Here is a 25,642-nt window from a genome sequence, read left to right on the forward strand (position 1 = left end):
ATACCGATTCGACGGGGTTCAGTGGGCTGGACACTTGCGCTGTTGGATCCAAACAGGTCGCAATCTGCAAATGGATTTCGCAATTCTACACGTCGGACGCAGTTTCCGCCCCTAGGGTTTGGATCAAAGGAGATCGCGTCATGAATGATCAGACCCCAAAACCGCGCAGCCGCGCAGGAGGCCGCAACGCACGGCGCCCTGCGCAGTGCACCCAATTTCGAAATGCTGCCTGGGTTGGAAAACACCTTGCCACTGTGCGAAATCATGTCGGGCAGTCAGGTCGAGCGCATCGACAACGCATCCATGGACATTCTGGAAAACGTTGGCGTGCATTTTCGTGACCCCATCGCCCTGGCCGACTGGAAACGCATCGGGGCCAAGGTTGTGGATGAGACCGTTTTTTCTAGACCGGGCCCTTGTGCGCGACCTGATTTCGACCATTCCCAGTGATTTCACCTATCACGCCCGCGATCCGCAAAAAAGCGTACGGCTGGGAGGTCGGAATTCGGTGTTTGTTCCGATGACCGGGGCCCTTTTCCTGCGTGATCTGGACGACGTGCGTCGCAATCCGATGCTCGACGATCTGGCGATGTTTCACAAACTCAGCCACATGATGCCTGCGCTGCACAGTTCGGCCCATCACATCGTAGAACCCTATGATCACCCGATCAGCCAGCGCCATCTGCGTATCACCTATTCGTCGATGAAACACTCTGACAAAATGTTCATGGGCATGACTACCAGCCCCAAGAACGCCGAAGACGTTATGGACATGTGCGCCATCCTGTTTGGAGAAGATTTCATCGATACCCACCCGGTCACGACCGGCAATATCAACGGAAACTCGCCCTTGGTCTGGGATGAAACCATGCTGGGGGCGATGCGGGCATTCAGCCGCCGCAATCAACCAGTGCTGTGCTCTCCCTTTGTGCTGGGTGGGGCCAATACACCCGCCTCGGTCGCAGCCTCTGTTGCCCAATTGAATGCCGAAGCTCTTTCGGCATTGGCCTATACCCAAGTGATCCGCCGCGGTGCGCCTGCGATCTACGGCCACTATCTGTCTACGGTCTCGATGAAATCGGGTGCCCCGATGGCAGGCACTCCCGAAATCAGCCAGATGAATTTCATGATCGGTCAGATGGCACGATACTATGGTGTGCCCTGGCGGACCTCCAATACGTTGGGCGGGGCCAAAACATTTGACGCCCAGGCCGGTTATGAATCTGCCACCACCTTGCAGGCGGTGATGCACGCGGGGGCCAACTATATCTGGCATTCAGCAGGCTGGAACGAGGCCGGAATGCATTGTTCCGTGGCCAAGTTCATCGTTGATAGCGAACAATGTGCCATGGCCTATCGCATGGCACAGGGGCTGAATTGGGACGACTTTGATCAGGCGATTGATGCCGTCAGCGACATTGGCCCCGGCGGTCATTATCTGGGCCACCCACATACACAGGATAACTTTCAAACCGCATTTTTCATGCCAGAGCTGTTCGACAACAATTCGATCGAACAATGGGTGGCCGAAGGCAGCATCGAAGTCACAGAACGCGCCCTGAACCACGCCCGCAAACTGTTGAGCGAGTATCAGGAACCCAAGCTGGACATCGCCAAGGACGAAGAACTGCGCGACTATATTGCGCGACGCGAACGCGAAATTCCCGCTGCTGACGAGTTGAACCAGGAATACTGATCCCCCCTGCCCCGCCGGTTATGGCGGGGCCATTTGTTGGCTTCAAGGATATCACAGTTTGAAAATCACCGAGATTCACATTTATCAGCACGATCTGCCGGTCAAGGACGGTCCCTATACCATGGCCAATGCCCAGGTCTGGGCTCTGGATACGACATTGGTCAAATTGGTTTCGGACAATGGGTTGTCAGGCTGGGGCGAAACCTGCCCAGTGGGTCCGACCTATGCCGAAGCCCATGCCGGGGGGGCCCGGGCAGCGCTGGCACGAATGGCACCAGGATTGATTGGTGTCGAGGCGCTACCTTTGCCTCTGCACCGGATGATGAACGGCCAGTTGAACGGGCACAATTACGCCAAGGCGGCACTGGACATCGCCCTGCACGATCTGCTGGGCAAACATTTGGGGCTTAGCGTGTCCGATCTGCTAGGCGGGGCGGCCACAGATCGCGTGCCCTCCTATTACGCCACCGGCGTTGGAGCCCCCGATGATATCGCCCGCCTGGCCGGTGCAAAACGCGATGAAGGGTACCGACGTCTACAGATCAAGGTCGGAGGCCGCCCGGTTGAGATCGACATCGAGACCATTCGCAAGGTTTGGCAAGAGGTGCGCGGCAGCGGCATGAAGCTGGCTGTAGATGGCAACCGGGGCTGGACCACCCGCGACGCCCTGCGGGTCAGCCGGGAATGCCCGGATGTGCCGTTCATCATAGAACAACCCTGCAACACGATCGAAGATCTGCAAAAGATCCGCCCTCAGGTCACCCATGGGATCTATATGGATGAGAACAGCTTGGATCTGAACACGGTGATTACCGCTGCCGGTACCGGGCTGGTCGACGGGTTCGGAATGAAGGTCACCCGCATCGGCGGTCTGCATCCCATGCGGGCCTTTCGCGACATCTGCGAGGCGCGCAATCTGCCTCACACCTGCGACGACAGTTGGGGCGGAGATATCATCGCAGCCGCCTGTACCCATATCGGCGCGACGGTGCAGCCCGATCTGCTCGAAGGGGTGTGGTTGGCCGCGCCCTATATCGAAGGGCATTACGACGCCGAGAACGGCATTGAAATCGTGGACGGGCACATTGCAGTTCCCACCGGTCCCGGATTGGGGGTAACCCCAGATGAAACCCTGTTTGGCGCGCCGGTCGCCTCCTTTTGACGCCACGGAGATTTCGCATGGATTTTTTAGGAAAACACGCACTGGTCACGGGGGCTGCTGGGGGGATTGGACAATCTATCGTGTCCAAGCTGCGCGCCGCTGGCGCTCGGGTTGCCGTGGCGGACCAGGACGTGTCAGCGATTTCGGCCGACACGCATCTGCCTGGAGACCTGCTGGACCCCGCATATGCCAACACTCTGCCTGCTCAGGCCGCCGAGGCTCTTGGCGGATTGGACATCGTGATCAACAATGCGGGTGTCATCACACGGGGTTCTGTGACCGAGACCTCTGACGACGATTGGGCATTGTCGATGGGCGTCAATGTCGAAGCGCCATTTCGCATCTGTCGCGCTGCCATCCCGATAATGGCTCAGATCGGTGGCGGAGCTATTGTCAATACAGCCTCTTGCTGGGGACTGCGTCCTGGGCCAAATCATGCGGTCTATTGCATGACCAAGGCGGCGATTGCCTCGCTCACCCAGTGTATGGGCCATGATCACGCCCACCAGGGTATCCGCATCAACGCCGTCTGCCCGAATGAGGTGAACACTCCGATGTTGCGGTCGGGCTTTGCTCAGCGTGGGTTCGACCCAGACAGTGCTGTCTCTGAATTGGGCAAAACCGTACCGTTGGGCCGGATTGCCGAACCAGAAGACATCGCTGACGTTGTGCTGTTTCTCGCCTCGGATGGGGCACGTTATATGTGTGGTGCATTGATTGAGGTCAACGGCGGAAAGCCCGTCACATGAAGCGGTTTGAAAACAAGGTGGCATTGGTGACCGGCGGACGCAGCGGTATCGGCCGGGCCATTGCCCGCCGTCTGCGCGATGAGGGCGCGCAGGTGTTTACCGCCCAACGGGGCAACGATAGCGAATTTGACGCAATCCCGGCGGATTTTCTGGATCCGGCCAGCCCGGCCCAAGTCGTGTCCCAGCTTATCGCCAAAGTCGGTCAATTGGACGTCTTGGTCAACAACGCGGGGATGATGCAAGAGGCCCGCGTCGAAGACATGAGCGCGGCGGACTGGCACCAGACCCTGACCGTGAACCTGACCGCGCCTTTCCTGATGATCCAGGCCGCCCTGCCCCATTTGCGCGAGACCTGCGGCAACATCGTCAACACCGGCTCCATCGAAGGGTTGGGCAGCAACCCCGGTCACGCGGCCTATTGCGCGTCCAAGGCCGGCCTGCATGGCCTGACACGGGCCGTGGCGGTTGATCATGGGGGCGAAGGCATCCGCTGCAACGCTGTGGCTCCGGGTTGGATTGACACCGACCTTAACGTTGATTTCATAGATGCCATGCCCGACCCCGGCGCGTTTCGTCGAGACGTCGGCAAAATACATCCCGTTGCCCGTACTGGAACGCCAGAAGAGGTTGCAGCATTGGTTGCCTTTCTCGCGGCCGAGGAAAGCGGATTTATCACCGGCCAGATATATTCCGTCGACGGCGGCCGCATGGCCAAGCTGAGCCTCCCCTGACAACAGGGACCCGGAAAAATTTACCCTGCAACCGAAATCAGGAGTTCCCAAAACCAATTTGTTCTCTAGGGTCACAAGTTGGGAGCGATATTCGGCTCTGTCACTGACCACGAGGACACTCATGCCCGCCAACACTGCTGCCTTCGGGACTTCCGAATATGATCGCCGCATTGCCAAAACCCGCACAGCCATGGCGCAGGCGGGGATTGATCTGCTGTTCGTCACCGACCCATCGAACCAAGCCTGGCTGACTGGCTATGATGGTTGGTCGTTCTACGTGCATCAGGGTGTGCTGCTGGCAATGGACGGGGACCCGATCTGGTGGGGGCGCCATATGGATAGCCTTGGGGCCTTGCGCACCTGCTGGATGGAGGCGGACGCGATTCACGGTTACGCCGACCATTATGTACAATCGACTGTGCGCCACCCTATGCAGGATCTGGCCGGGCATATTCAGGCGCTGGGTCTGCACAAGGCGCGCATTGGCGTCGAGATGGAGAACTATTACTATTCGGCCAAAGCCCATGCTGTTTTGACAGCCGAGTTGCCAGATGCGCATTTTGCGGATGCCACGGCATTGGTAAACTGGCAACGGTTGGTAAAATCCGATGACGAAATTGGTTTCATCCGCAAGGCCGCGCGCATTACGGAAAAGGTAATCAACACGGCTCTGGACCGGGCCGAACCCGGTTTGCGAAAAAACGATCTGGTTGCAGACATCTATCACGCCGGTTTGACCGGGGTGGATGACATCTGGGGTGACTATCCCGCAATCGTCCCACTAACTCCTTCGGGTCTGGACGCCACAGCCGCGCATTTGACCTGGAACGGCGCGCCAATGCGCAAGGGCGAGGCCACCTTCTTTGAATTGTCGGGCTGTTATCGCCGCTATCACGCCCCGCTGTGTCGGACCATATTTCTGGGGACGCCGCCTCAGGAAATGCTGGACGCCGAACAGGCCCAGCTCGAAGGGATCGAAGCCGGGTTGAATGCGGCCCGAGCCGGCAACAGGACGTGCGATATTGCCAATGCGTTTGTCGGAGTGCTGAAGGAACACGGTATCCATCGCGAGGGGCGGTGTGGCTATCCCATCGGGCTGAGCTATCCCCCCGATTGGGGCGAACGCACCGCGTCTATCCGCAGCGAAGATGAAACCGTCCTGGAACCAGGGATGGTGTTTCATTTCATGCCCGCCCTCTGGATGGACAGTTGGGGTTTAGAAACGACCGAAACCATCCTGATCACCGACAGTGGAGCAGCCGAACCGCTGTGCAACATTGAACGACGGTTGTTTGTCAAAGAGTGACGGGAACACCGTCATCGCCAGATGGAATGGGAGAAGTATGCGATGGATGAACCCCCTATCGCAATGTCATGCCATCTTCTGGCGATGACATGACCACGCCGGGCCTGTCCCGCCTATTCTGGGCATGTGCGCCGGTGGTGTTCGTCCTGTTTTGGGCTGGCGGCTACAGCTTTGCCAAACTGGGCCTGCCCCACATTGAGCCGATGACAATGTTGGCGGTGCGGTATGGGCTGGCCGTGCTTTGTTTGCTTCCACTGCTGGCAATATACCGCCCTGCCCTGCCCCGGGATGCCACCCATTGGTTGTTAATGGCTTTGAGTGGCTTCTTGATCCAATGCGTATATTTTGGCCTCGCCTATCTGGCCATGAAACAAGGTTTGGCAGCTGGAACCACAGCGATCATCATGGCGCTTCAACCTGCTTTGGTGGCGGCACTGGCACCCTTGGTCGCCGAGCCTAGGGGCCGTCCGGTTATGTGGGTTGGGCTTGGCCTGGGTTTTGCAGGCGTCGCTCTGTCTGTGCTCGACAACACCGGCAATCAGGGTGTTCCACTATCTGCCGGACTCTTGGCATTGGGGGCCCTGGCCGGAATTTCTGCTGCAACACTGTTGGAGAAAGCCCATGGACGTCGCACGGATCCGATCCTGGGTGGGGTGGTTCAATACGCCGTTGGAGTGTGTGTTCTGACGCCGATCGCGTTGTGGAGCGAAACACAGGTGATCAACTGGCACCCTAATCTGATTATCTCTCTGGCATATCTCATCATTGCGAACTCTCTGATCTCCATCAGCCTGTATGTGGCATTGGTTCAACGTGGAAACATGACCCAAGTGTCCACGTTGATGTATCTGGTTCCCCCGTTGGCGCTGATGTTGGCCTGGGGGTTGTTGGGCGAACCAATAACGCTGCATACCGTCATTGGTTTTGGGTTGTGCCTGCTGGGCGTCTATATTGTCAGCCGGTCAAAAGTGGGAATAAACCACCCCTGACCTTTGGTGTGATGCCCAAATACTTGAATCTGCCGGAAAATCACGCATTTTCAGAGGTTAGAACCACCTATCTCATTGTTTTCGAACATTTTTTCAGATTGTCACCTGACAATTCCGTGCCGAGGGTCTCTTTGACAAGGCCTGAACCATCGGAAGTGTAGAAAACTGCCCGATTTGCGCCTTTTGCGACAAGCGCCTCAAATACGCACCCGGGCTGCGAATATCATGGGTGCGTTCGAGAATGCACATGATAGAGATGCTTGCATTCAAAGGGCCCATGGATTGACGCGCTTGATGCAAAACGGGTTGATCAATGCCTAGCATGGGAGCCACCTGGTCAGCAATTCGATAGATCTCCTGTTTGGACCATCCAAAGTCAGGAAAGTAGCTTTGGATCTCTCGACAGACAGATTTCAAAAGCGAAAGACTGGGATCTTTGCTGCTCTCGGCATTTTCTCCCGGCAATTCACATTCTGTGTCTTGTGCACATTGATTGCTTCCCTGCCCTTCTTCTTCAGAGTCAAAAGATTGGTTTATTGAATCCTGTATGTGCCGCTCAATTTGGATGTCAGTGCCGCTCAATTCCATTGGTTTCACAAGAACTCCGCCTTGATCAACGGCCGATTGTCTGCTGGTTTCGATGCCAGCTTTGATCGCGTCGATTAGGTTCAGCAATGAATTGGCTTCGGGTTTGCGACGCAGAACCCGGCCGGCATGGGCAATGAGTTGGCTGTGATCCGCGCCCTCATCAAGTTCAACCAGCTGCTGGCGAAGTTGAATCACCTGATCACGCAACACACGAAGCTGTTCGGTTTGGTGTTGGATGTGTTGTGCGGCGTCAAATATCTGATTGGCATGCAAGGCAAGCGGGGCCAGATCAAACCCAAAGGCAATTTGGACGTTGCCACCAACACGGCGGGCAAATCTTTTGCGGTTTGCGCTGTCATGACGTTTGATAATTCCGAGGTCCACCAACCGAGCCAAATGCCGCCGCAGCGTGCTCTCGGGCATTCCCGAGAGGCGGGTGGACAGTGTGCGGTTGGCCGGGAAAACGATCGCCGAGCCGGGGAGGGCGGTGATGTCGCGTTCAGGTAGAAATGTCGCCAAAGCTTTGAGCACGCACAGCGTGCGGTGTGACAATTCAAAATGGTCTGCGGCTTCGGTCAGTGCATTCAGCACCTCCCATTTATCATACTGCGGAGCCTGCGATAGATCGTGCGTCAGCAAGGCGACAGGCGTCAAAGACAGCTCTACCGCTCGCCCAAATTGTGATTGGGACGTGATTTCCATGAAAATTTCACGAATGACAACAAAATCCACGCCCCACGCGCATACGCAGAGTTGACAGGTTCAGGGAAGGCGGGGTATCTCCAAGGTGCTAAGTTTGAGAAGGGCCTTCTGGGATTTTCCTGGGGGGCTTTTCTTTTGCCGTCGTGCTCTCGTGCCTCCTGCTTTGTTTCTTTTTGGTCTTCAGCTGTCCGACTGCTGATTTTTCCAGCGATCGTGCAGTTCGGTAATCAGGTCCTCGGCGTTGTCATTCAGCCACAAATCGAAGCCAGCTGCCGTGCGTGAGGGGACATTCAACGTCACGCCTCGTTTGGTCGTGCGGATGTCAGCCAAGGCTTTGCCATCGGTCCCGCGTAAAGTGCGGGGTTTGGCGGGGGCAGGCGAGTTGGGTTTTGTGGTTTCCGGCTGATGGGCAGCGCGGCTGTAAACAGCTTCGAACCGTGCATCTGAATCAAGACCGGAGATCTCTGATTGACCTGCAAATGATATGGCTCGGGTCTTGGCGGACCGGTCTTCAAACAGTTTAGCCAGGGCAATCCAGCGTTCTCGTCCAATTCCGGGGGCCGAGCCGATCAAGCGAAGAAAGCCCAAGTCGAAAGCTGTTCCGACCTTGAGCATTCGGCTGACCATAGGCAAGTCGATTGACAGTGCCGCTGCAATTGTCTGCCGGTCATAGTCGGCTTCTTGCAGTTGGGCGGCAAAGCTGGCCTTTTCGATAAAAGACAGATCCTGGCGTGATGTGTTTTCCTGGCCTTGGGCCATCACCAATGCATGGTCATCCAATTGTCGGACCATGGCTTTGACCGGTAATCCCAGATCGCGCAGTGCCATCAACCGGCGACGACCATACACAATCTCGTATCGTCCGGTTTGCTGAGGATGGGGGCGCAACAAGACCGGAACCTGCTGACCATAAGTCTTCAGGCTATCCTTGAGTTGAGTTTGAGCGGCGGAATCGATACCCAGACGGTCTTCGAACCCGGCGTCGTCGATCAGCGCGGCGTCCACCTCTTGAACGGCGTTTTCCTGAAGCTTGGTCAGGGACGACTGCAAGGCACCAACTGCCCCGCGTGGCATCATCCGCGCAGCGGGTTTGGGGCGTTCATCCGGAGAAGTGATTTTGGTTGTCAGGATACCTTTGCGTGCCATCAACGCCCCCATGCTTGTTGCAGCAAGGACTCGATCTCATCATTCACTAGATTTAGGGAATCCACCGCACGGTCGTAGGTGTTGCGATGAAACTGGGATCGGTCGACTTCGTAAATTGTCTGCTGGGTCAGCCCCGCGTCAGAAATTGCAGTGGATTTCAGCATCGGGGCCACCATGACCTCGTCGCCGAACAATTGCCGCAAGAATGCGACGACCTGCTGCTGTGGGCCATCATTTGGCTCATAGCGGTTGATCAGGAACCTGAGGAAATCAAATTCCATACTGGCACCAGCATTGGACACCACATCCAACAGGTCGGCGCTCATCTGCAGAAACTGCGACATGGACGCAACGTCCAGCATATTGGGAACGATGGTGATCAGGATCCCGGTCGAAGCACACAGTGCTGACATCGTCAGATAGCCCAGCTGCGGCGGGCAATCAAAAATGATAACGTCGTAATTGGACTCGACTTCCTGCAGGGCCGCGGCCATGCGGGCAAAAAACGCAGGCTGAATATTGTTCATCAGCGCCTGAGGGGTTTCATGTTCAAACTCCTGAAGCATCAACCCACCCGGAGCGAGGTCGATCCCGGTGAAAAATGTCTGCTGGATAACCTGTGACAGGGGCAGCGGATCATCATACCTGATGGCATCATAGATGGTCCCGGATTCAAGAAAGTCGTACTCTGGCCGATAGCCAAAGAGCGTGGTCAACGAGGCCTGCGGGTCGATATCAACACATAGCACCCGATACCCCTTTAGCGCTAACCTTTGCGCAGCGTGGATCGAAGACGTGGTCTTGCCTGACCCGCCCTTGAAGTTCAGAAAAGACAGGACTTGAACCTTGTCTCCCGGGCGACGGCCACGCAAATAAGTCCCTTCGGATTTGGCTGTGGTTTCCAAGGTCTTGCGAATTTCCAACAGATCCGAAGCGGAATAGTGGCGCCGTCCCCCAGGTGTGGTATGAACCTCTGAAATGCGATTGTCGAAGTGCAGTTTACGCAGGAATGACGCGGAAATACCCAACAATTCGGCGGCTTCTCCGGCGCTGAACAGCCTCAGTTCCTTGCGTGCATCTGGTGCGAAAACCGTGAGCATGTGGCTTTCCAAAGCCGCACTGAGATTCTCCGCGTTCTCGCGAACGCGCTGGTTGATGTGGATCGATTGTGCCACAGTCTGCCCTCTGCTTTAGTAACGCTGTTTATCGTCAGCGCCTTATTTACCGTTTCTTTAAGCAAGAAGACGGGCGTTTTGCAATAGATTCTTGAATTTCCTGTTACTTGGAGTGTTATCCCCAGCACTCCAAATCACTGTGGATAAGTTTCGTTTCATCCATAACTGATTGAATAAAAACCATTTTTCCTTGAATCCACCAAAATCCAGATTTCTCAGAAAAAAGCGAGAAAAGAAAGCTGACAGGCAGATCGCGGGCGTAATTGTCGAATCGTATCAGTTGGTATGAGTTGGCGGATACGGGTCAAAACGTCCTGTATTAGGCTCTAATCTGCTATCGTTTGATCGCCATAAGCAAAAATCCCAGGTGTCCCGCCGGTGTGCAAAAAACAAACTCGGTCGCCGGGCCGGATTCTGCCGGTCTGAACTTGATGCAAAAGACCGGCAAAACCGCGACCGGTATAGACGGGATCCAGCAAAATTGCATCCTGACGCGCTGCGAGAGTTATCGCGTCGGATACCGGTTTGTTCATCTGTCCATATCCCGGAGCAAGAACGACGTCGCAAACGTCAATATCGGAACTTTTTAGGTGATAATCAGAGTCTAACAAAAGGAACGTCTCCATCGCGCGTTGTTTGATCCGTTTGATTTGCAGGCTGGCAGATCGACGGACACAAACACCTAATACATTTACGTTCCATCCAATTGCTCGGGCACCGGCCAGAAAGCCGACATGTGTCAATCCGCTGCCTGATGCGATAACTACGTGATCGGGATCAATCCCGCGGACCTGGTATTGCAATCTGGTTTCAACGGCCGCCGCCACATATCCCAACGCACCCAAGGGAGCGTGGTCCAGCCCCAAGTGGATGACATAGGGGCGTTTGCCGTTCTGGCGCAGCCTGTCCGCGATCACGTCCAGATTGGCATCTGCGCCTGCTTCGTCTTCGCCCATGGGATAACGGATGATTTCAGCGCCCAGCAGTTTGAGCAGCAACACATTCCCCGACGATGCATAATGGGAATCTGTATTTGGAACCCTGTCTTCAAGCTGCACAATCGGGTGCCACCCCTGAGTTCGCGCGGCCGCCGCGCACAGGCGCACAAAATTCGACTGAACGGCTCCGGTGATCAAAACAGTGTCGCTGCCATTGGCTTTGGCTTGCCCCAAGTAGAACTCCAATTGGCGAACTTTGTTTCCGCCCATGGCCAGGGGCAACAGGTCGTCGCGTTTGATGTCGATTTTCACCCCCAGATTTCGGCTGCTGTTTGCCATGGCTTGCAGCGGGGTGGGTGTGTCATACAACGGGAGTCTGGAGAATTTGGATAACACAGGCAGTCGTGAGACCAGATCAGAAAACCGTTGGGTCATGAGGCGGGCCTTTTTTGCTGCCAGCGTGGAAACGTCAACCCAAGTTGACGGGCAATTCGCGCTGCAATCAAGGGGGGGGCACCCTAAAGCCCGGCAGCCTTGGTCAGGTTGACCCGAAATCGCGCCCGGGTGTGGCGGTGTCGTGGCGGTAATTCTGATGAGATATGTTCCCGTTGCTTTTGCGCTGCCAAGTGCTCGACCTGGGCATTGGTGGCCAGCCCGGCGCGAAGAGAGTGTCCCGAATACATGGCCATGCGCTCTCTTTCAGGCAATTCGGGATGCAAGCCGGCGGCCAAGACGGTGCGTTTGATCAGGCGTGCAACATGCTTATCATTCAGGCGCTTGGCATTGGTTCTCTGATTGTCGCGGCTGACCTGTCGGAACACCGGGCCGGATGTAATCTTGCCAAAGTGAACCCAGGTTTCCAACGCATGAACAGGGCATGTGTGTTCGCCGGACCCGCGGCCGATTTCAACTTCGCGCCAACCTGTTTTGCCGCGTAGAATGGCAATGGCACCCTGGTCTTCGATCTCGATCCATCCGTGTCCGTCTATTGTGTCACCGTGCCGAATGTCGAGCCCGACGATTTCGGAACGTCGTAACCCGCCGGCGTATCCAATCAGCAGAATGGCTTTGTCGCGCATGTCCCGCAGACCAAAGGACAAAGTGCCAACCATGGCCAGAATGTCCTGGGTCTGAACGGCCATCTTTTGTCGGGCAGGACCGGCATGTTGGCGGCGAACCTCCGCGAGCACCGCGCCAATGCGCTCGTCGGATCGATCCAACTGTTGACCACGTTGTGCGTACTGCCAGGCGAGGCCAGACAGGCGTCGTTCTAGGGTGGAAACCGACAGGGCAGGGGCCTTGGATTTGGGCGATGCACAATCAGCTATATATTGGCTGACCAGATCGGGGGATGGGGGCCATGGGTCCAGGCCGTGTTGGCGACACCAGCGGGTGAAGTGCTTCCAATCGGCTTTGTACGCGACAATTGTTGCAGGCGCAGTAGTCTGGGGAGCGTGGTCGGTGTCAGTTTCGGACATATGGTCTGGACCTTCGGTTCCCGGACTCTGCGACGCTACCTTGTGACACGGTTTCATTGACGGATCAGTCACTTTTGCCCAGGCCCTGGAGGTGCGGGTTGATCTGGGAGATAGACTGGGCAGAAACGATCCTGAACGCAATATTATTGGACATAGCCTTGGGTCGCAGGACGCGGCGGTTTTTCGAATAATTTACGGATTAAGCGCCGCCACGTTCTGTATCCAAGGGCGACACTGCAACAGCCTCGGACAGTGTACAGGTTTGTCTCCAGCGCTGCACAGCCAAATTTTCCGTGCCATCGGGCGTTGTGGCGTTTTTGCCAAAAAGGTTGGATCAAGCAGCGGCCGGGTCACTGGGGTGCGTTTTCTCAACATGATTGGGCGTTTGGGGGCAATCGACGACAAGCCTTGCCAACATCCCAACGTTCTAGGCCAAACGGCGAAGTTGCCGAGTTACGTCTTGAACAAAAAGCTCAACCGCGCGGCGATGAAGCTGCGAATGCCGCGTTGCGAGATAAAAGGCCGACGTTCGGACCAAGGACTCGTTTCCAAATTCACGGAAGACACCCTTTTGAACCCATGTTTTGGCAAAATGGGTTGGCAGGGCTCCAAGGTAGTGACCCGTTTCGATCAACATCGCCATAGCCTCCATGTTGGCCACGACGGCTTTGGGCTCAGGCGATCCGAGTTCGGGGGGCACAGCCAGATCGTAGGCGCGTTGGCACTGTGGATAGGATGCCAGAATATCCAAGTTGATTTCTGGGTCGGGTCTGTCGAACAAAGGGTGTGACGCACTGCAATAGAGCCGGTGCTCTTCGGTGCATAGTTCAGTATAGCTCAATTCGGAAACCAGGTTGCGAAACGGCGCGATCGCGACGTGCAGATCACCGGATATCAACCCCTGTGTCAGGTCAGTTGGTGATGCAATCAGAACTTCGAGCCGTACGTCGTTTGGCCGGGACAGGAATTCCCGTATGGCCGTGACCAAACCAATTCCGGGCAAAGTGCTGGTCGCATCAATGATACCAATTCTCAGGTCTCCGGTTATGACATCGCGCAGTTCGAGAAGTTCTGCGTCAAAATCCCGGGCACTGCGCAGGATGTCCCGTGCTTTCTGATAGGCTATTTCACCCCGTTCGGTCAGGCGAAACCCCGCGCGCCCCCGTTCGCACACACGATACCCCAGCGCAGCTTCCAGATCGCGGATACGAATGCTGATCGCGGATTGGGTTACACCCAAAGCATATTGGGCGTCAGTGAACCCGCCACATTCCACCACACTCACAAAGGTTTCGAGCAACGTGTTTCTTAACAGTTTCAATGGCGTTCCCCATGGGCACCTGCACCCCATTCGTTTCATAAAAAAAATTCACTCAAAGATAAAGAGTTTGATATTTTTTCATGTTTTTGCTCGTGCTTTTGTCCTTTGCGATCCGAATGGAACAAGTCTTGGGGAAAACATCATATGGCCTTCAGCCTGAAACACCCGAAGATCATCACGGTTGCAACCTTGTTGAACCGGGTGCCATTGACCGCCCTGAAATATGTGATCCGGCAAATTGCGGGCGCGTTCATGCTGGTCACCAGCTGTGAAACCCAAGTGGGAAAAGGTGTTTGACCTTGGTGATGCGGGGTCCGATTTTTCCGTTCCCTCCAGCCACCGACGGGGTCAGGGGAAACGGGTTGTCTTACCACACATCGACTGGGTCCAGCTGGAACTGGCCTAACACACGCTAAGAAAAACACAGGAGACCATCATGTCCAAACATGGTTACGAAGCAGGTCGGTTGAACCTGCCATTTGTCGGCATCGCTACATTTGGCAAGAAGCCTTATGTCGAAGACTGGGATCAGATTGACGCCGATGTAGCGATTTTGGGTGCGCCGTTCGATTTTGGGTGCCAATTCCGTTCGGGAGCACGTTTTGGCCCGCGTGCTGTACGGGAGGCATCAACTTTGTTCAGCTTTGGCCACGCAGGGGCCTATGATCACGAAGATGACGCCACATATCTGGGCGCAGATGTACGGATTATCGACATGGGTGATGCGGATATCATCCATACCAAAACAAATGAAAGCCACGCCAACATTGAATATGGTGTGAAAAAGGCGCTGGATGCCGGTGCTATTCCGGTCACAATCGGTGGCGACCACTCGATCAATATTCCCTGCATTAATGCTTATGCTGCTGATTGTGCAGAAAAGGGGCCCATCCATGTGGTCCAAATCGACGCCCATTTGGACTTTGTTGATGAACGCCACGGTGTCACAGACGGCCACGGCAATCCAATGCGTCGTGCGATTGAAAAGGACTATGTGTCGGGCATGACCCAGTTGGGTATTCGGAATGTGTCTTCGACCGCCAAGGAAGGCTATGACGATGCCCGCGCACGCGGGTCGGATATCTTGTCAGTCCGCCAGGTGCGCAAGCTGGGCACCGAGGCGATCCTGGATCGGATTCCCGAAGGTGCGCGTTACTATGTCACCATCGATATCGACGCCTTTTGCCCGTCGATTGCACCTGGAACCGGCACACCCAGCCACGGAGGGTTTCAGTATTACGATGTGCTCGAAATTCTCCAAGGTCTGAGCAAGCGCGGAGATGTGGTGGGCATTGATCTGGTTGAGGTGGCCCCGGCCTATGACCCGAGCGAAAGCACTCAGATCCTGGCTGCGCAGCTCTTGCTGAACTTTATCGGGTTCATCTTTCACAACAGGAAATGATGACCCCTGTGGCGGGTGTCGGCCCCGGCTGATGACCCGCCTATCTTTGCATGTCTGCGATCACCAGCTCGGCCTGTCCGGGGAGTTCCCGGAATTCTGGGGGCGGGCGGCGATCTGTGACGATCAAATCAGCCGGCAAGAGTTCCGGCAGGAGTAGCGCGGGGCTGGAGCCGCTTGCGCTGAACTTGGTGGAATCAACAACCATAAAGGACCGCTCGGCAGCGTGTTTCATGGCTGCGGCCATGTCGGCCTCGCATTGATCAAACACCATAAAGCCGCGGCTGGGGTGAACCTGCGACGCAGAGAGGATGGCTGTTTCCACAGATACGCTGGCGATAACGTCAAATGCGGCCCTGTCAAATGCGGCCCCATCGTGGTTACGCAGTTGCGTGCCTGCCATGAACACGCGGTTGCCGTCGGTCATGGCCAGGATGGCGGCGATATAGGCCGAATTGGTCACGACGGTCAGGTTTTTACGCGCCCGCAGCGCCTGCGCTACGTATCCAGACGTTGATCCGGTATCAATGGCGATGGCAGCACCGTCCAGAATTCGGTCGGCGACCGCATTGGCAATGGCCACCTTGGCAGCCCGGTTCTTTTCCATCCGTGCCATGAATGGCGGATCCAGCACATTCTGTGTGCTGACCAAAGCGCCGTGTACCTTGGACAGGCGGCCGTCCTCGACCATTGGTTTGACGATTCGACGTATGGTCTGGTCCGAAACCTGCAAGATTTCGGCCAGTTCAGTGACCGAAACCCGTCCTCGCAAGTTGACGGTGTTGAGGATGTCTTTTTCGTATTTCGACATTTTCCGACGCAAATATAGTGATTTCTGGAGGTTACGCCCTGTGCACACGCCGCACAACCAACAAATATCAACATAAAGCGATCAAAAATGTTGAAATATGTCGCAAATGAAGGTTTCATTCCCACAAGAACTTCAACAGGGAAGCTGCAATGGCCATTCATTCTGCAAAACATCTCATCATTGGCGGAGGCATCATCGGGTGTTCGACCGCCTATCATCTGGCGCGATCCGGTGAAAAGGACGTGGTCCTTCTGGAAAAAGCTTCTCTGACCGAAGGCGCAACCTGGCACGCCGCCGGGCTGGTCGGTCAGTTGCGATCATCGCGCAATACAACACGGATGCTGAAACGGTCCGTCGCGATGTACGATCGGCTAGCCGAAGAAACCGGTATGGAGTTCGATTGGAAAAAGGTTGGCAGCCTGCGTCTGGCCGCCACAGAAGAGCGACTGCTCGAAGCAAAACGGTTGACCACAATGGCCCGCAGTTTTGACCTGGAAATGGAAATGATCACGGCTCAGGAAGCCAAGGAGTTGTTTCCCTATATAGACGACAGCGGACTTCTGGGGGCTGCATATATCCCGTCCGATGGGCACGTCGACCCGGCCAGCCTGTGCCAGGCGATTGCATCGGGCGCGCGCAGACATGGGGCGCAAATTCGCCAGGGCGTCAAGGTGCTGGATTTTGAGATACGCAATGGCCGTATCACCAAGGTGTTGACCAGCGAAGGGGACTATGAGGCGGAAACCATCGTCATGGCCGCTGGCATGTGGAGCCGGGAGTTGGGCGCAAAATTGGGGATACACGTGCCCGCCTGTGCTGTGGAACACCAGTATATCGTGACCGAGCCCTTGCCGGATATTGATCTGGTCAAAGGCTTGCCAACGCTGCGCGATCCCGAACGGCTAGTCTATTACAAACCCGATGCCGGAGGCCGCCTGGTGATCGGCGGATACGAGGAAGGCACGTTACCGTTCGGAGATGACGGGATTCCCGGCGAATTCGTGCGCCAGCTGTTGCCTGACAATCTGGAGCGCTTTGGCCCCTTGGCCGAGCTTGCCGCACAGGTGACACCGGTTTTGAATCAAGTCGGCATACGATCCGTGATCAATGGGCCAATCCCCTATTCCGCTGATGGTGATTTTGTCATGGGCTGGGCACCAGGGTTTGACAATCTGATGATGGCCACCGGGTTCCTGTATGGCATTGCAGCGGGGGGCGGCGCGGGTGAAATGATCGCGGAATGGATCACCGAAGGTCGCCCAAGTTTGGATCTCTGGCCATTGGACTGCCGACGCTTTGGTCCGCATCACGGAACCAAGAGTTTTATGTATCCCCGCGCTGTCGAACATTATGCGCATCACTACAAAATGCGCTATCCAGGTCAGGAGCATGAAACCGCGCGCAATCTGAGACTGTCGCCCCTTCACGGAATTCTAAAGGCGAATGGTGCAGTGTTCGGATCGAAGAACGGCTGGGAGCGACCGCTTTGGTTTGCGCCCGAAGGTGTTGACGCTGTTGACCAGCTCGATTTTCTGAACCCAGGGTGGCATCAGTTCGCAGCCTTGGAACATTTGGCCATCCGTGAAGGGGTGGCCCTGATAGATCAGTCAAGCTTTGCCAAATTCGAGATCATGGGCCCCGGTGCGCTGGATCTGTTGCAGCGACTCGCTGCGTGCAACATGGACAAACCCGACGGCACGGTGATCTACGCTCAGTTCTGCAACGACACCGGTGGCATCGAAGCGGATGTAACCATTACACGCCTGGGTCGCGATCATTTCTATCTGGTGACAGGTTCTGGTTTTGGCACCCATGACGCCGATTGGATTCGCCGGAGTATGTCGGCAGACGGGTCGGTTCACATCGTCGAAGTCACGTCGGGGCGGGCGGTCATAAACCTTTGCGGACCAAAAGCACGCGATGTGCTGCAGTCTGTCTGCGAACAGGATGTGTCTAACGCTGCGTTTCCGTTTGGAACCGCTCAGGACATTACTGTTGGCAGCGCCCCGGTTCGGGCGGTTCGAATTGGATTTGTCGGTGAGCTGGGATGGGAATTGCACGTCCCCACCGAGTTCGCTGTCCATGTGTATCAGACGTTGCGCGTGGCTGGGGCAGTTCATGATATCCGTGACGTCGGGTATCGCGCGATTGACTCGCTGCGACTGGAAAAAGGATACTTGTATTGGTCCGGTGAAATATCGCCAGATTACACCCCGATCGAGGCCGGATTGGGATTTCGGGTTCATCTGAAGTCAGGCGGTGATTTCATTGGTCGCGATGCGCTGGCCAGGCAAAAGGCCGATGGTCCGGATCGAAAACTGTGTACCTTTGTAACGCCGGACAAGCTGCCGCTGTACGGGGGGGAAACCATTCTGCAAGAGGACACTGTTGTCTCGCTCGCGACCAGCGCCGGATTTGGCCATTCGGTTGGTCAGACAATAATCTTTGGCTATCTGGATCGCGAACTCTGGAACCAGTCCCATTTTGACATCGAGGTGTTTGGCGCGCGCCATCCTGTCACGCGGGTCGACGGGCCACTGTATGATCCGCAAAATGAAAACCTGAAGTCCTGAGGAGGCGTCATGTCCGAATACACCAAAACCATTCTGAGCACGCTTCGCAAAACACCGGGGTTTGGTTCCCTTGTCGCCAATGAGTGTACGATTACCCGGCTGGGCGGGTTAACAAACCTTGTTCATCTGGTCGACACCGGGAATGACCGGGTGATCGTGCGCATTCCCGGCGAAGGTACCGAGGAATATATCAATCGGGCGACGGAGATTTCCAATGCCACGGCCGCGTGGCGGGCAGGGATTTCGGCCGAAGTTCTTTGGGCGGATCCCACATCTGGTGACATGGTCAGCCGGGCCATCGACAACATTGAAACCATGACCCCGGCTTTGTTCAAATCCCGTTCCGGGTCGCCGGGCCGGGCGGGCCGGGCACTGTCAAAGCTGCATAATTCCGGAGAAACATTCGAATTCCGATTTGAGTTGTTTGCCATGATAGACGAATATCTCGGTGTTCTATCAACTCGGGATGTGAGTTTGCCAGAAGGCTATCATGACATCGTCACAGCAGCCGAACCGGTCAAACAGGCGCTGGCGGCCAACCCGGCCACTTTGGCCCCGTGCCATTGCGACCCGTTGTGCGAAAACTTTTTGGATGAGGGTCAGGCGATGTGGATTGTCGACTGGGAATACTCAGGCATGAATGACCCACTGTGGGACGTTGGAGATTTGTCGGTCGAAGCCGAAATGGATGCCGTTCAGGAGGCAGAGTTGCTGCATGGCTATTTCGGTCGCGCACCAACAGACGCAGAATTGGGGCGTGTGGTGATTTACAAGGCAATGTGTGATTTGCTGTGGACGCTTTGGGGCCTGATCCAGCACGCCGACGGTAATCCTGCTGAAGACTTTTGGCTGTATGCCATCACCCGATTTGAACGTTGCAAAACCCTGATGCTGGACCCTTCTTTTGCCGCACACGTTCATGCCGTAGCCAAGACATAAAACCATGCGATCAGGACGCGTCCCCATGGGGCGTTTCCCTGACCGGATGGATCGGTTTGCCAACCGATTGCAGCCCCCTTTGTGTTTGTGGGGATCGAAGGGCGGCAGAGATTCTGCAGGCCGGTCTTTTGCACATCGTTGCCATAGCAGACCCGTGGCCAACTGGCTGAAAGTCAGATGCGATGAACTGCGTCAAGCAAATGCACAGGTGACGGCTTCCCAAAGGCAGCAGGCGGGTGTGAGCCACAGGTATCCCAGGGACATCATCGGATAACCGGGCCCTTTTGGGGCCCGGCCTGATGTTCATCAAACTTCTGTTCTGAACAGGGTGCTCCCCTGTTACTCGGTGGCCAATTTGCGGGCCAGATCAACCGTGCGCGATTGGGCCATTGCCACCGAGCGTTCCCAACGGGCGTCCTTGAACTCTTCGTATTCGATGGCGACCGTTTCCATTTCTTCACGCTTTGCACCCAGATACAGGGCGGAGGCAGCCAGGGCAGGGTCCAACCCGTTCAGATGAGCCCGAGATCCGCCCGGCGCGAAATCGAATTCGCCACGAGATGACAGGATGACCAGCTGTTTGCCACTCAAAATCGGTTCGATGGGTGTATCGCCCCGAGCCAAGTCAAAACTAAAGGTCAATCCAACCCGCGCAATCAGATCGAACCACGCCTTGAGCGCGGCAGGCATCGAATAATTGTACATCGGTGCACCGATGGCGATCACATCAGCTGCCTTGATTTCGTCGATCAAGGCATTGGATTCAGCCAGGATGGCGTTTTGGGGCGCGGTCAATTGCTCAGGGTCGGAAAAGACGGCCGCAATCCAGTCTTCGTTGATGATTGTTGGCGGGAAAAGGCCGACATCGCGATGGGTGATTTGCCCGCCGCCTTGGGCGGTCCAAGTTTCGGCAAACAGAGCCGACAGTTCACGGGTGTGCGACCGGTTTTGACGTGCGCTGGAATGCACCATCAGAAGGGATTTGTTGGTAGACATCAGGGTCTCCATTGATGTTGAACGTGTGTTGGATTTTTGTGGTGGGATGGGGTTCAGCCGGAAAAGAACGGCTCTGCATTCAGGCCGGTCGCGGCAAAGGCATCGGCAATGGATGGCAACATATCCCAGGCCTGGGATGCGATGACCCAGCCTTGGGGATTGCGTACCAAAAGAAACGCGCTGATATCCTGGGTCACTGTCTTGCGGTTTTCGTGCATTTCGCAGCCTGCCAACGCCACAGCCACGGCACCAGTGATCCAGATATGCAGGCCCCGCCCTTTTTCGCTGAAAACGGGCAATGCGCCTGAGTCACGCAGCGCAACCATTCGTTCGCCAAAATCGGCCGCTGTCTGGGCAGTGGCGGGGCGGGCAGATGCGAACAACGACGCGTCTGGCAGATATGCGCTGATCAGGGCCTGTGTGTCGGGAGAGGTGTGTTCATCCCAGCAAAGGGCAGCGAACTGGCGTTGGATCAACGCAGTGATTTCGGCGCGATCCTGGGCGATCTGGTCTGTGTCGGTCATGCGGATATTACCTGATTGGTGCGTGACAAAAGCGGTTCCAGGGCGGTTCCGGTATTCAGGACAACATCGTCTGTTCCCTGAGGGGCTGTTATGGTCAGAGAATAGCCGGGCAAACCCTGCCCGAACGGCAGCGCCAGGGCGGGCATGTCTAGAAAGGCACCCAGCATGGTCAGGCTCAGTGCCCGCGCGTTGTGACGGGCGAACCCGGTCTGATCCGCAATCATGTCCAGACGGGGTGGTAGGTCCGGTACGGTAGGCAGGATCATCACTGCGCCGTCCAGTTGATCACGCAATTGGGCCTGAAGACGCGGTCGTGCGTCGGTCAACGCGGCGATGTCTGCCGTGGATATTTGCCGAGCTGCGTCCAAACGGACCCTGACATTCGGATCAAGTCGCGGATTGTCCAACCGGGTATAGGCTCCCAGGTTGATCCGCGCCTGGGCTGCGACCAGTGTTCCGTATTGGGCAAACAATGCCCGGACCGCGGGTAACACGGGTATCGGACGGCGTTGAACGCGCCATCCGTCGGTTTGCAGTTGGCGGCACACATCGTCCAAAAGCGTTTCAATCTCTGGTGAAAGACATCCCAGATCCGCAGCGGTGGGCAGGACCACATGACGGTGCACGGGCGGGACCGTTTTCGAAGGCGCAGTCAACCGCATGGCCTGATCCAGGTAAGTTATGGTCTGCATGTTGCGGGCCATGGGGCCGGGCGTGTCCAGTGCCGGTGCCAGGGGCAAGATACCGCGATTGTCATATCGACCAAGTGTCGGGCGGAATCCGATGATCCCTTGATACGCGGCAGGAACCCGTACGGACCCCGACGTGTCGGTGCCTACCGCCATATCAGCGATGCCCAGAGCGATGGCGGACGCGCATCCAGACGATGATCCGCCCGGAACCAGATCGGCATTCAGGCCGTTTGGAGGCGTGCCAAAATGCGGGTTTGTCCCCAATCCTGAAAAGGCAAATTCGGACATATTCGCGTGCCCCATGGGCAGGGCACCGGCATCAACCAACTGGCGTACCAACGGGGCGCATTCGGTTGCGGTTGGCGCACCAAAGCTGCGCGAACCGGCCGTGGTCGGTAGGCCCCGCACGTCGATATTGCCCTTGATCACGACAACTTGCCCGTCCAACGGCCCCAACGATACTCCGGCCTTGCGTCTGGCGTCAGACACCCGGGCCAGATCATACAGCCGCGCGTCGTCTCGTCTGAGAAACACCGAAGCCGCCGTGTTTTGTTCCACGCGCTCCAAAACCCGGGCGAGCCGCTTTACCGCCCCCATCAGAACAGAACCGGTCGCGTGTAATAGGGCAACTCCTCCAGCCGGACGGCTGTGGAATCCTTGGCCGCTTCAGCGCGCACGTGGGCGGCGATTTCATGCAGAGGCGCAAACCAGACATCCCCCCGGTTCAGAACCCCTTCGAGCCAAGTTTCCACCTGTTGCCAGCGCGCCAGGCGCCCGGTCAGGAAAGGATGCCAGATCGCCAGCCAAAACCCGCCAGCAGTGTACTGGGCTTCGAATTCTTCCCAAAACCCTTGCAGCCCGTGGCTGGGACCGACGATCGGCATCATGTAGTCGATTTCCGCGTAGTGGGCAAAAGTGGGCCAGTCGTCTGTGCCCCAATGTACCGGCAGTTCGACCAGTGATCCCTGATCTGTTTTCATCTGATAGGGGATGTCATCCGCCATCAGCGAGCTGTCATACAAAAACTCGTGCTCGATCAGCAAATCAATCACGGTCTGGTTTACATTGTAAACGGGCGCACGATAGCCCCGAGGAGTGTTACCGATCACCCGTTTGTGACTGTCCATGGCACGTTCGAACCAGGCCCGTTGTTCGGCCGGTCCGTGGTCAGTAGGGTCTTCGTGCAGATACCCGTGGTGGCCGATTTCATGGCCATCTTTCAGGATCATCTCCATGGCGTCAGGGTATTGTTCGACGACCCACCCAGGGGCAAAAAACGACTGTTTCAAACCAAATTTGCGATAGGTTTCCAAAATGCGCGGGATGGCGACCGTCGGGCCATATTTACCCATCGAAATAGGATAGAGCCGGTCATGCCCGTCTTTTGGACGCGAGATATGGATCAGGCTGTCGGCGTCGATATCAAAGCTGATGGCACAGGCACAGCGGGCCCCGTTGGGCCATTTGATTGGAGTGCGGATCATTGGAAGTCCTTTTCATTAGACCGGGCACCATAGCGCGTCACCGGCGGATGGGTGTTCTCAGCGTTGCAATCCCAACGGGCGTACCACCGCATCAAATAGGGGCGCAGATCACGTTGGAGCTGGGCAGCGACCGGGGCAGGGGGCGTACGGTCCAATTCGGCGCGCAGCTGATCCATCAGGGCATTGGTGTTGAGTCCGGTGACGTGGCGATCCTGAAGGACGGTATGCCCATCAATCAAAACATGACGTACATCCTGTGCTTTGGCCCGGCCCACGATCAATTCAACGGGATCAATGGCCGGGCTGGTCCAGGGGGCCGTCATGCGGGTCAGATCCAGAACCACGGCATCAGCGCAATATCCGGGATACAGCTGGCCCAACTCGTGCCCGCGCCCCAATAGCCGGGCGCCATCCTGGGTCGCCATCTCCAACACACGGCGTGCCGTGAGGGCAGGGGCGGTGACGTGGGGCGGCTGGTTCAGGGTCAACGCCAGTCGCATTTCTGCGAACATGTCCTCATCCCCGGCCAATGTTGTGCCATCCATGCCCAAAGCGACGGTGACGCCGGCGTCCAGCATCGTCGCAGCAGGGGCAATCCCGGATCGCAACCGCAGGTTCGAACCTGGGTTGTGGCTGACTTGAGTGCCGCGCGCAGCAATCATGTCTATGTCCGATGGTGTCGCCCATACGGCATGAGCCAGCGACAGCCGCCCGCCCAACAATCCCATGCGCTCAAAATGCGCGATCACCGAATGTGCACGAATGCGGGGGCTTTCCAGGCTTTCGTAGTGACTCTCCAGCGCGTGGGTCTGAATGCGGGTATCCACCCGCTCAGCGGCCTGGGCAATTTTGCGCAGTACATTGTCCGGTGTCCATTGCGGGCCGGTGGGCCCGAACCAGAAACTCTGTGGTCCCGATGCATCACGGGCGAGGGAAGAAACCAGATCCAGGTAATCAGTGGCCGACAATCGCTCCCGCGCAGCTTCGCTGCGGGCCAGTTGCCTGCGCAATGACAGGGGCAATGTCGCAAGAAACGCGGCTTCTTCTCCTGTGCCATGCACAATTCGGTTCTGCCAACGTTCGCCGGGTGCAATAGCAGCGCGCAGTCCCAATTGACGATAAGCGTCGGCTTTGGCCGTCAGAGAGGTTTCCGCCTGTGCGCGGGATGCCCCAGCCGCGCACATGTCAACCACGGCTGTCACGCCGGTTTGCAACAGGCGGGCCCCGGCATGGGCTGTTGCAACATGTGGGGATAGGTCGACCATCGCCGGACCGTTGAACATCCACGGTTCCAAAAAGTCATCGGCAATCGCTTGATTGGCCAGTTCGACACCGTAACAATGATGATGCGCATTGATCAGACCCGGCAGAATGGCACAGCCGAGCCCGCCAATTTCCGGCAATCCCGCGTGCTGCTGACGTAGGGCCCGGGTGGGTCCAACGTCAGCAACTCGACCATTGCGGATCAGTACAGAGGTGTTGGTGCGCACGTCCTGCGCGCACAGAACCACCCACCGGCCGGTCAACAACAGCGATGTCATCTCAGCCGCCTGTTACCCGAAATTCCAGAGTATCTGGTGTGGTGCCAACGCCATTGACCGGTGTCACATCCTGTGGACAGGCGGACATGACAGCAACCACATCGGTTTCAGCGCGAAAGGACATCTGATCGCCAGGGGCGGACACAGGCGGTTCAAAACTGGTGCTGCCATCGGCGCGCACCGGCACATTCATCCACAGGTTAAAGGGCGCAGGTATGGCAGGGGCGCGCAACCCGATAGCGATCAATGCCTGACGCAGGTTGTCGGAGCAATTGTCGTGGTATTCGGCGCACCCCAGCTGCTGATAACGCGCATGATCACAGGACGCGATCACCGTGTCGTGGACACCGGGGGATGTATCTTCGGTGATCGTCATCAGGTCGTGCCGCAGGTTCGATGTGATCCCGTCTCCTACCTTGGGGAAAATCGATCCCAGCGCGGTGTGCAGATGTTCCATCGAGGAATATTCGCCCAAGTCATCCGAGGCAAAGATCCAGAAATCGCAGACCTGATGACCGGATGGGTTCGAAATGGTCAGGGTTTGGCCCGCATTAACCCGCACAGCCATGCCGCAACGCGCTGCGATGGTGTAAAGCCGTCCCGGTTCGGGCGACCCGTCTGCCGAAATCGCTATGTCGAGAGAACGGTTGGTACCGTCCGGTTGGCCGGGATCGAATACAGTCATGGTGCGGACCTTTCGCG

At 56.7% G+C, this 25,642-nt stretch carries 22 protein-coding genes and 1 pseudogene; 10 read left to right on the plus strand and 13 right to left on the minus strand.

Annotation, left to right across the window (positions count from 1 at the left end; all coding sequences use genetic code 11):
- The first annotated feature begins 222 nt into the window (after positions 1-222).
- The 6 genes and pseudogenes from K3727_22435 to K3727_22460 all read left to right on the plus strand — a co-directional run bounded on the left by K3727_22435 (position 223) and on the right by K3727_22460 (position 6,633).
- Positions 223-1,696: pseudogene (locus K3727_22435) on the plus strand (trimethylamine methyltransferase family protein).
- Positions 1,697-1,754: 58 nt separating this feature from the next.
- Complete coding sequence (locus tag K3727_22440) at positions 1,755-2,858, plus strand: mandelate racemase/muconate lactonizing enzyme family protein (GenBank protein UWQ93816.1); 1,104 nt, start codon at positions 1,755-1,757, stop codon at positions 2,856-2,858.
- Positions 2,859-2,875: 17 nt separating this feature from the next.
- Complete coding sequence (locus K3727_22445) at positions 2,876-3,607, plus strand: SDR family oxidoreductase (protein ID UWQ93817.1); 732 nt, start codon at positions 2,876-2,878, stop codon at positions 3,605-3,607.
- Positions 3,604-4,338, plus strand: a complete 735-nt coding sequence (locus tag K3727_22450; protein UWQ93818.1) for an SDR family oxidoreductase — start codon at positions 3,604-3,606, stop codon at positions 4,336-4,338. Before K3727_22445 ends, K3727_22450 begins: the two co-directional genes overlap by 4 nt.
- A gap of 121 nt (positions 4,339-4,459) precedes the next feature.
- Positions 4,460-5,644, plus strand: a complete 1,185-nt coding sequence (locus K3727_22455) for a M24 family metallopeptidase (protein ID UWQ93819.1) — start codon at positions 4,460-4,462, stop codon at positions 5,642-5,644.
- 89 nt (positions 5,645-5,733) lie between these two features.
- A complete protein-coding gene (locus tag K3727_22460) occupies positions 5,734-6,633 on the plus strand; it encodes a DMT family transporter (protein UWQ93820.1) in 900 nt (299 codons plus the stop codon).
- 93 nt (positions 6,634-6,726) lie between these two features.
- On the opposite strand, the gene K3727_22465 is transcribed toward K3727_22460, so the two are convergent.
- The 6 genes from K3727_22465 to K3727_22490 form a co-directional block, all read right to left on the minus strand.
- Positions 6,727-7,923, minus strand: coding sequence for a replication initiator RepC (locus K3727_22465; protein ID UWQ93941.1), 1,197 nt, complete (start codon positions 7,921-7,923; stop codon positions 6,727-6,729).
- 180 nt (positions 7,924-8,103) lie between these two features.
- Positions 8,104-9,069, minus strand: coding sequence for a plasmid partitioning protein RepB (gene repB / locus K3727_22470; protein UWQ93821.1), 966 nt, complete (start codon positions 9,067-9,069; stop codon positions 8,104-8,106).
- Positions 9,069-10,244, minus strand: coding sequence for a plasmid partitioning protein RepA (gene repA, locus K3727_22475; protein ID UWQ93822.1), 1,176 nt, complete (start codon positions 10,242-10,244; stop codon positions 9,069-9,071). Before repA ends, repB begins: the two co-directional genes overlap by 1 nt.
- Before the next feature lie 326 nt (positions 10,245-10,570).
- Positions 10,571-11,617, minus strand: coding sequence for a D-cysteine desulfhydrase family protein (locus tag K3727_22480; GenBank protein ID UWQ93823.1), 1,047 nt, complete (start codon positions 11,615-11,617; stop codon positions 10,571-10,573).
- A gap of 83 nt (positions 11,618-11,700) precedes the next feature.
- Positions 11,701-12,717: a tyrosine-type recombinase/integrase gene (locus tag K3727_22485; GenBank protein UWQ93824.1), complete on the minus strand. Its 1,017-nt coding sequence runs from the start codon at positions 12,715-12,717 to the stop codon at positions 11,701-11,703.
- 370 nt (positions 12,718-13,087) lie between these two features.
- Positions 13,088-13,981 carry a LysR family transcriptional regulator gene (locus K3727_22490; protein UWQ93825.1) on the minus strand — a complete coding sequence of 298 codons (894 nt, stop codon included), beginning with the start codon at positions 13,979-13,981 and terminating at the stop codon, positions 13,088-13,090.
- A 144-nt stretch (positions 13,982-14,125) separates the two neighbouring features.
- Here K3727_22490 and K3727_22495 point away from each other — a divergent pair, with 144 nt between their 5' ends.
- Together K3727_22495 and speB are read left to right on the plus strand one after the other, a co-directional pair.
- The gene (locus tag K3727_22495; GenBank protein UWQ93826.1) at positions 14,126-14,278 is read left to right on the plus strand and encodes a hypothetical protein; all 153 of its coding nucleotides are present in this window, start codon (positions 14,126-14,128) and stop codon (positions 14,276-14,278) included.
- A gap of 139 nt (positions 14,279-14,417) precedes the next feature.
- Positions 14,418-15,383: an agmatinase gene (speB, locus tag K3727_22500; protein ID UWQ93827.1), complete on the plus strand. Its 966-nt coding sequence runs from the start codon at positions 14,418-14,420 to the stop codon at positions 15,381-15,383.
- Positions 15,384-15,423: 40 nt separating this feature from the next.
- Here the strand turns inward: speB and K3727_22505 are convergent, their stop codons facing one another.
- Complete coding sequence (locus K3727_22505; GenBank protein ID UWQ93828.1) at positions 15,424-16,191, minus strand: DeoR/GlpR family DNA-binding transcription regulator; 768 nt, start codon at positions 16,189-16,191, stop codon at positions 15,424-15,426.
- Positions 16,192-16,340: 149 nt separating this feature from the next.
- On the opposite strand from K3727_22505, the gene K3727_22510 reads away from it, so the two are divergent.
- Together K3727_22510 and K3727_22515 are read left to right on the plus strand one after the other, a co-directional pair.
- A complete protein-coding gene (locus K3727_22510; GenBank protein ID UWQ93829.1) occupies positions 16,341-18,764 on the plus strand; it encodes an FAD-dependent oxidoreductase in 2,424 nt (807 codons plus the stop codon).
- A 9-nt stretch (positions 18,765-18,773) separates the two neighbouring features.
- The gene (locus K3727_22515) at positions 18,774-19,703 is read left to right on the plus strand and encodes a phosphotransferase (GenBank protein ID UWQ93830.1); all 930 of its coding nucleotides are present in this window, start codon (positions 18,774-18,776) and stop codon (positions 19,701-19,703) included.
- Between the two features lie 339 nt (positions 19,704-20,042).
- On the opposite strand, the gene K3727_22520 is transcribed toward K3727_22515, so the two are convergent.
- The 6 genes from K3727_22520 to K3727_22545 are packed head-to-tail and all read right to left on the minus strand — an operon-like array spanning position 20,043 to position 25,625.
- The gene (locus K3727_22520; GenBank protein ID UWQ93831.1) at positions 20,043-20,699 is read right to left on the minus strand and encodes an NAD(P)H-dependent oxidoreductase; all 657 of its coding nucleotides are present in this window, start codon (positions 20,697-20,699) and stop codon (positions 20,043-20,045) included.
- A 53-nt stretch (positions 20,700-20,752) separates the two neighbouring features.
- The gene (locus tag K3727_22525; GenBank protein ID UWQ93832.1) at positions 20,753-21,223 is read right to left on the minus strand and encodes a nuclear transport factor 2 family protein; all 471 of its coding nucleotides are present in this window, start codon (positions 21,221-21,223) and stop codon (positions 20,753-20,755) included.
- On the minus strand, positions 21,220-22,473 hold the full coding sequence (locus K3727_22530; GenBank protein UWQ93833.1) for a hypothetical protein: 1,254 nt from the start codon (positions 22,471-22,473) through the stop codon (positions 21,220-21,222). The genes K3727_22525 and K3727_22530 overlap by 4 nt, the downstream gene beginning before the upstream one ends.
- A gap of 38 nt (positions 22,474-22,511) precedes the next feature.
- Entirely contained in the window at positions 22,512-23,399 is an 888-nt protein-coding gene (locus K3727_22535) for a polysaccharide deacetylase (GenBank protein ID UWQ93834.1), read from the minus strand.
- Positions 23,396-24,940, minus strand: coding sequence for an amidohydrolase family protein (locus K3727_22540; protein ID UWQ93835.1), 1,545 nt, complete (start codon positions 24,938-24,940; stop codon positions 23,396-23,398). The genes K3727_22535 and K3727_22540 overlap by 4 nt, the downstream gene beginning before the upstream one ends.
- A 1-nt stretch (position 24,941) precedes the next feature.
- Entirely contained in the window at positions 24,942-25,625 is a 684-nt protein-coding gene (locus K3727_22545; GenBank protein UWQ93836.1) for an urea carboxylase-associated family protein, read from the minus strand.
- Between the last annotated feature and the right edge of the window lie 17 nt (positions 25,626-25,642).

It is taken from the genome of Rhodobacteraceae bacterium M382, assembly GCA_025141015.1.
GTDB lineage: Bacteria > Pseudomonadota > Alphaproteobacteria > Rhodobacterales > Rhodobacteraceae > Aliisedimentitalea > Aliisedimentitalea scapharcae.

Coding starts and splice junctions, on each gene's coding strand:
- K3727_22465 (UWQ93941.1), bottom strand. CDS start 7,923: ATGGAAATCACGTCCCAATCACAATTTGGGCGAGCGGTAGAGCTGTCT.
- K3727_22460 (UWQ93820.1), top strand. CDS start 5,734: ATGACCACGCCGGGCCTGTCCCGCCTATTCTGGGCATGTGCGCCGGTG.
- K3727_22445 (UWQ93817.1), top strand. CDS start 2,876: ATGGATTTTTTAGGAAAACACGCACTGGTCACGGGGGCTGCTGGGGGG.
- K3727_22450 (UWQ93818.1), top strand. CDS start 3,604: ATGAAGCGGTTTGAAAACAAGGTGGCATTGGTGACCGGCGGACGCAGC.
- K3727_22535 (UWQ93834.1), bottom strand. CDS start 23,399: ATGATCCGCACTCCAATCAAATGGCCCAACGGGGCCCGCTGTGCCTGT.
- K3727_22455 (UWQ93819.1), top strand. CDS start 4,460: ATGCCCGCCAACACTGCTGCCTTCGGGACTTCCGAATATGATCGCCGC.
- K3727_22525 (UWQ93832.1), bottom strand. CDS start 21,223: ATGACCGACACAGACCAGATCGCCCAGGATCGCGCCGAAATCACTGCG.
- K3727_22515 (UWQ93830.1), top strand. CDS start 18,774: ATGTCCGAATACACCAAAACCATTCTGAGCACGCTTCGCAAAACACCG.
- K3727_22520 (UWQ93831.1), bottom strand. CDS start 20,699: ATGTCTACCAACAAATCCCTTCTGATGGTGCATTCCAGCGCACGTCAA.
- K3727_22505 (UWQ93828.1), bottom strand. CDS start 16,191: ATGTCGAAATACGAAAAAGACATCCTCAACACCGTCAACTTGCGAGGA.
- K3727_22545 (UWQ93836.1), bottom strand. CDS start 25,625: ATGACTGTATTCGATCCCGGCCAACCGGACGGTACCAACCGTTCTCTC.
- repB (UWQ93821.1), bottom strand. CDS start 9,069: ATGGCACGCAAAGGTATCCTGACAACCAAAATCACTTCTCCGGATGAA.
- K3727_22485 (UWQ93824.1), bottom strand. CDS start 12,717: ATGAAACCGTGTCACAAGGTAGCGTCGCAGAGTCCGGGAACCGAAGGT.
- K3727_22510 (UWQ93829.1), top strand. CDS start 16,341: ATGGCCATTCATTCTGCAAAACATCTCATCATTGGCGGAGGCATCATC.
- K3727_22480 (UWQ93823.1), bottom strand. CDS start 11,617: ATGACCCAACGGTTTTCTGATCTGGTCTCACGACTGCCTGTGTTATCC.
- speB (UWQ93827.1), top strand. CDS start 14,418: ATGTCCAAACATGGTTACGAAGCAGGTCGGTTGAACCTGCCATTTGTC.
- K3727_22540 (UWQ93835.1), bottom strand. CDS start 24,940: ATGACATCGCTGTTGTTGACCGGCCGGTGGGTGGTTCTGTGCGCGCAG.
- K3727_22495 (UWQ93826.1), top strand. CDS start 14,126: ATGGCCTTCAGCCTGAAACACCCGAAGATCATCACGGTTGCAACCTTG.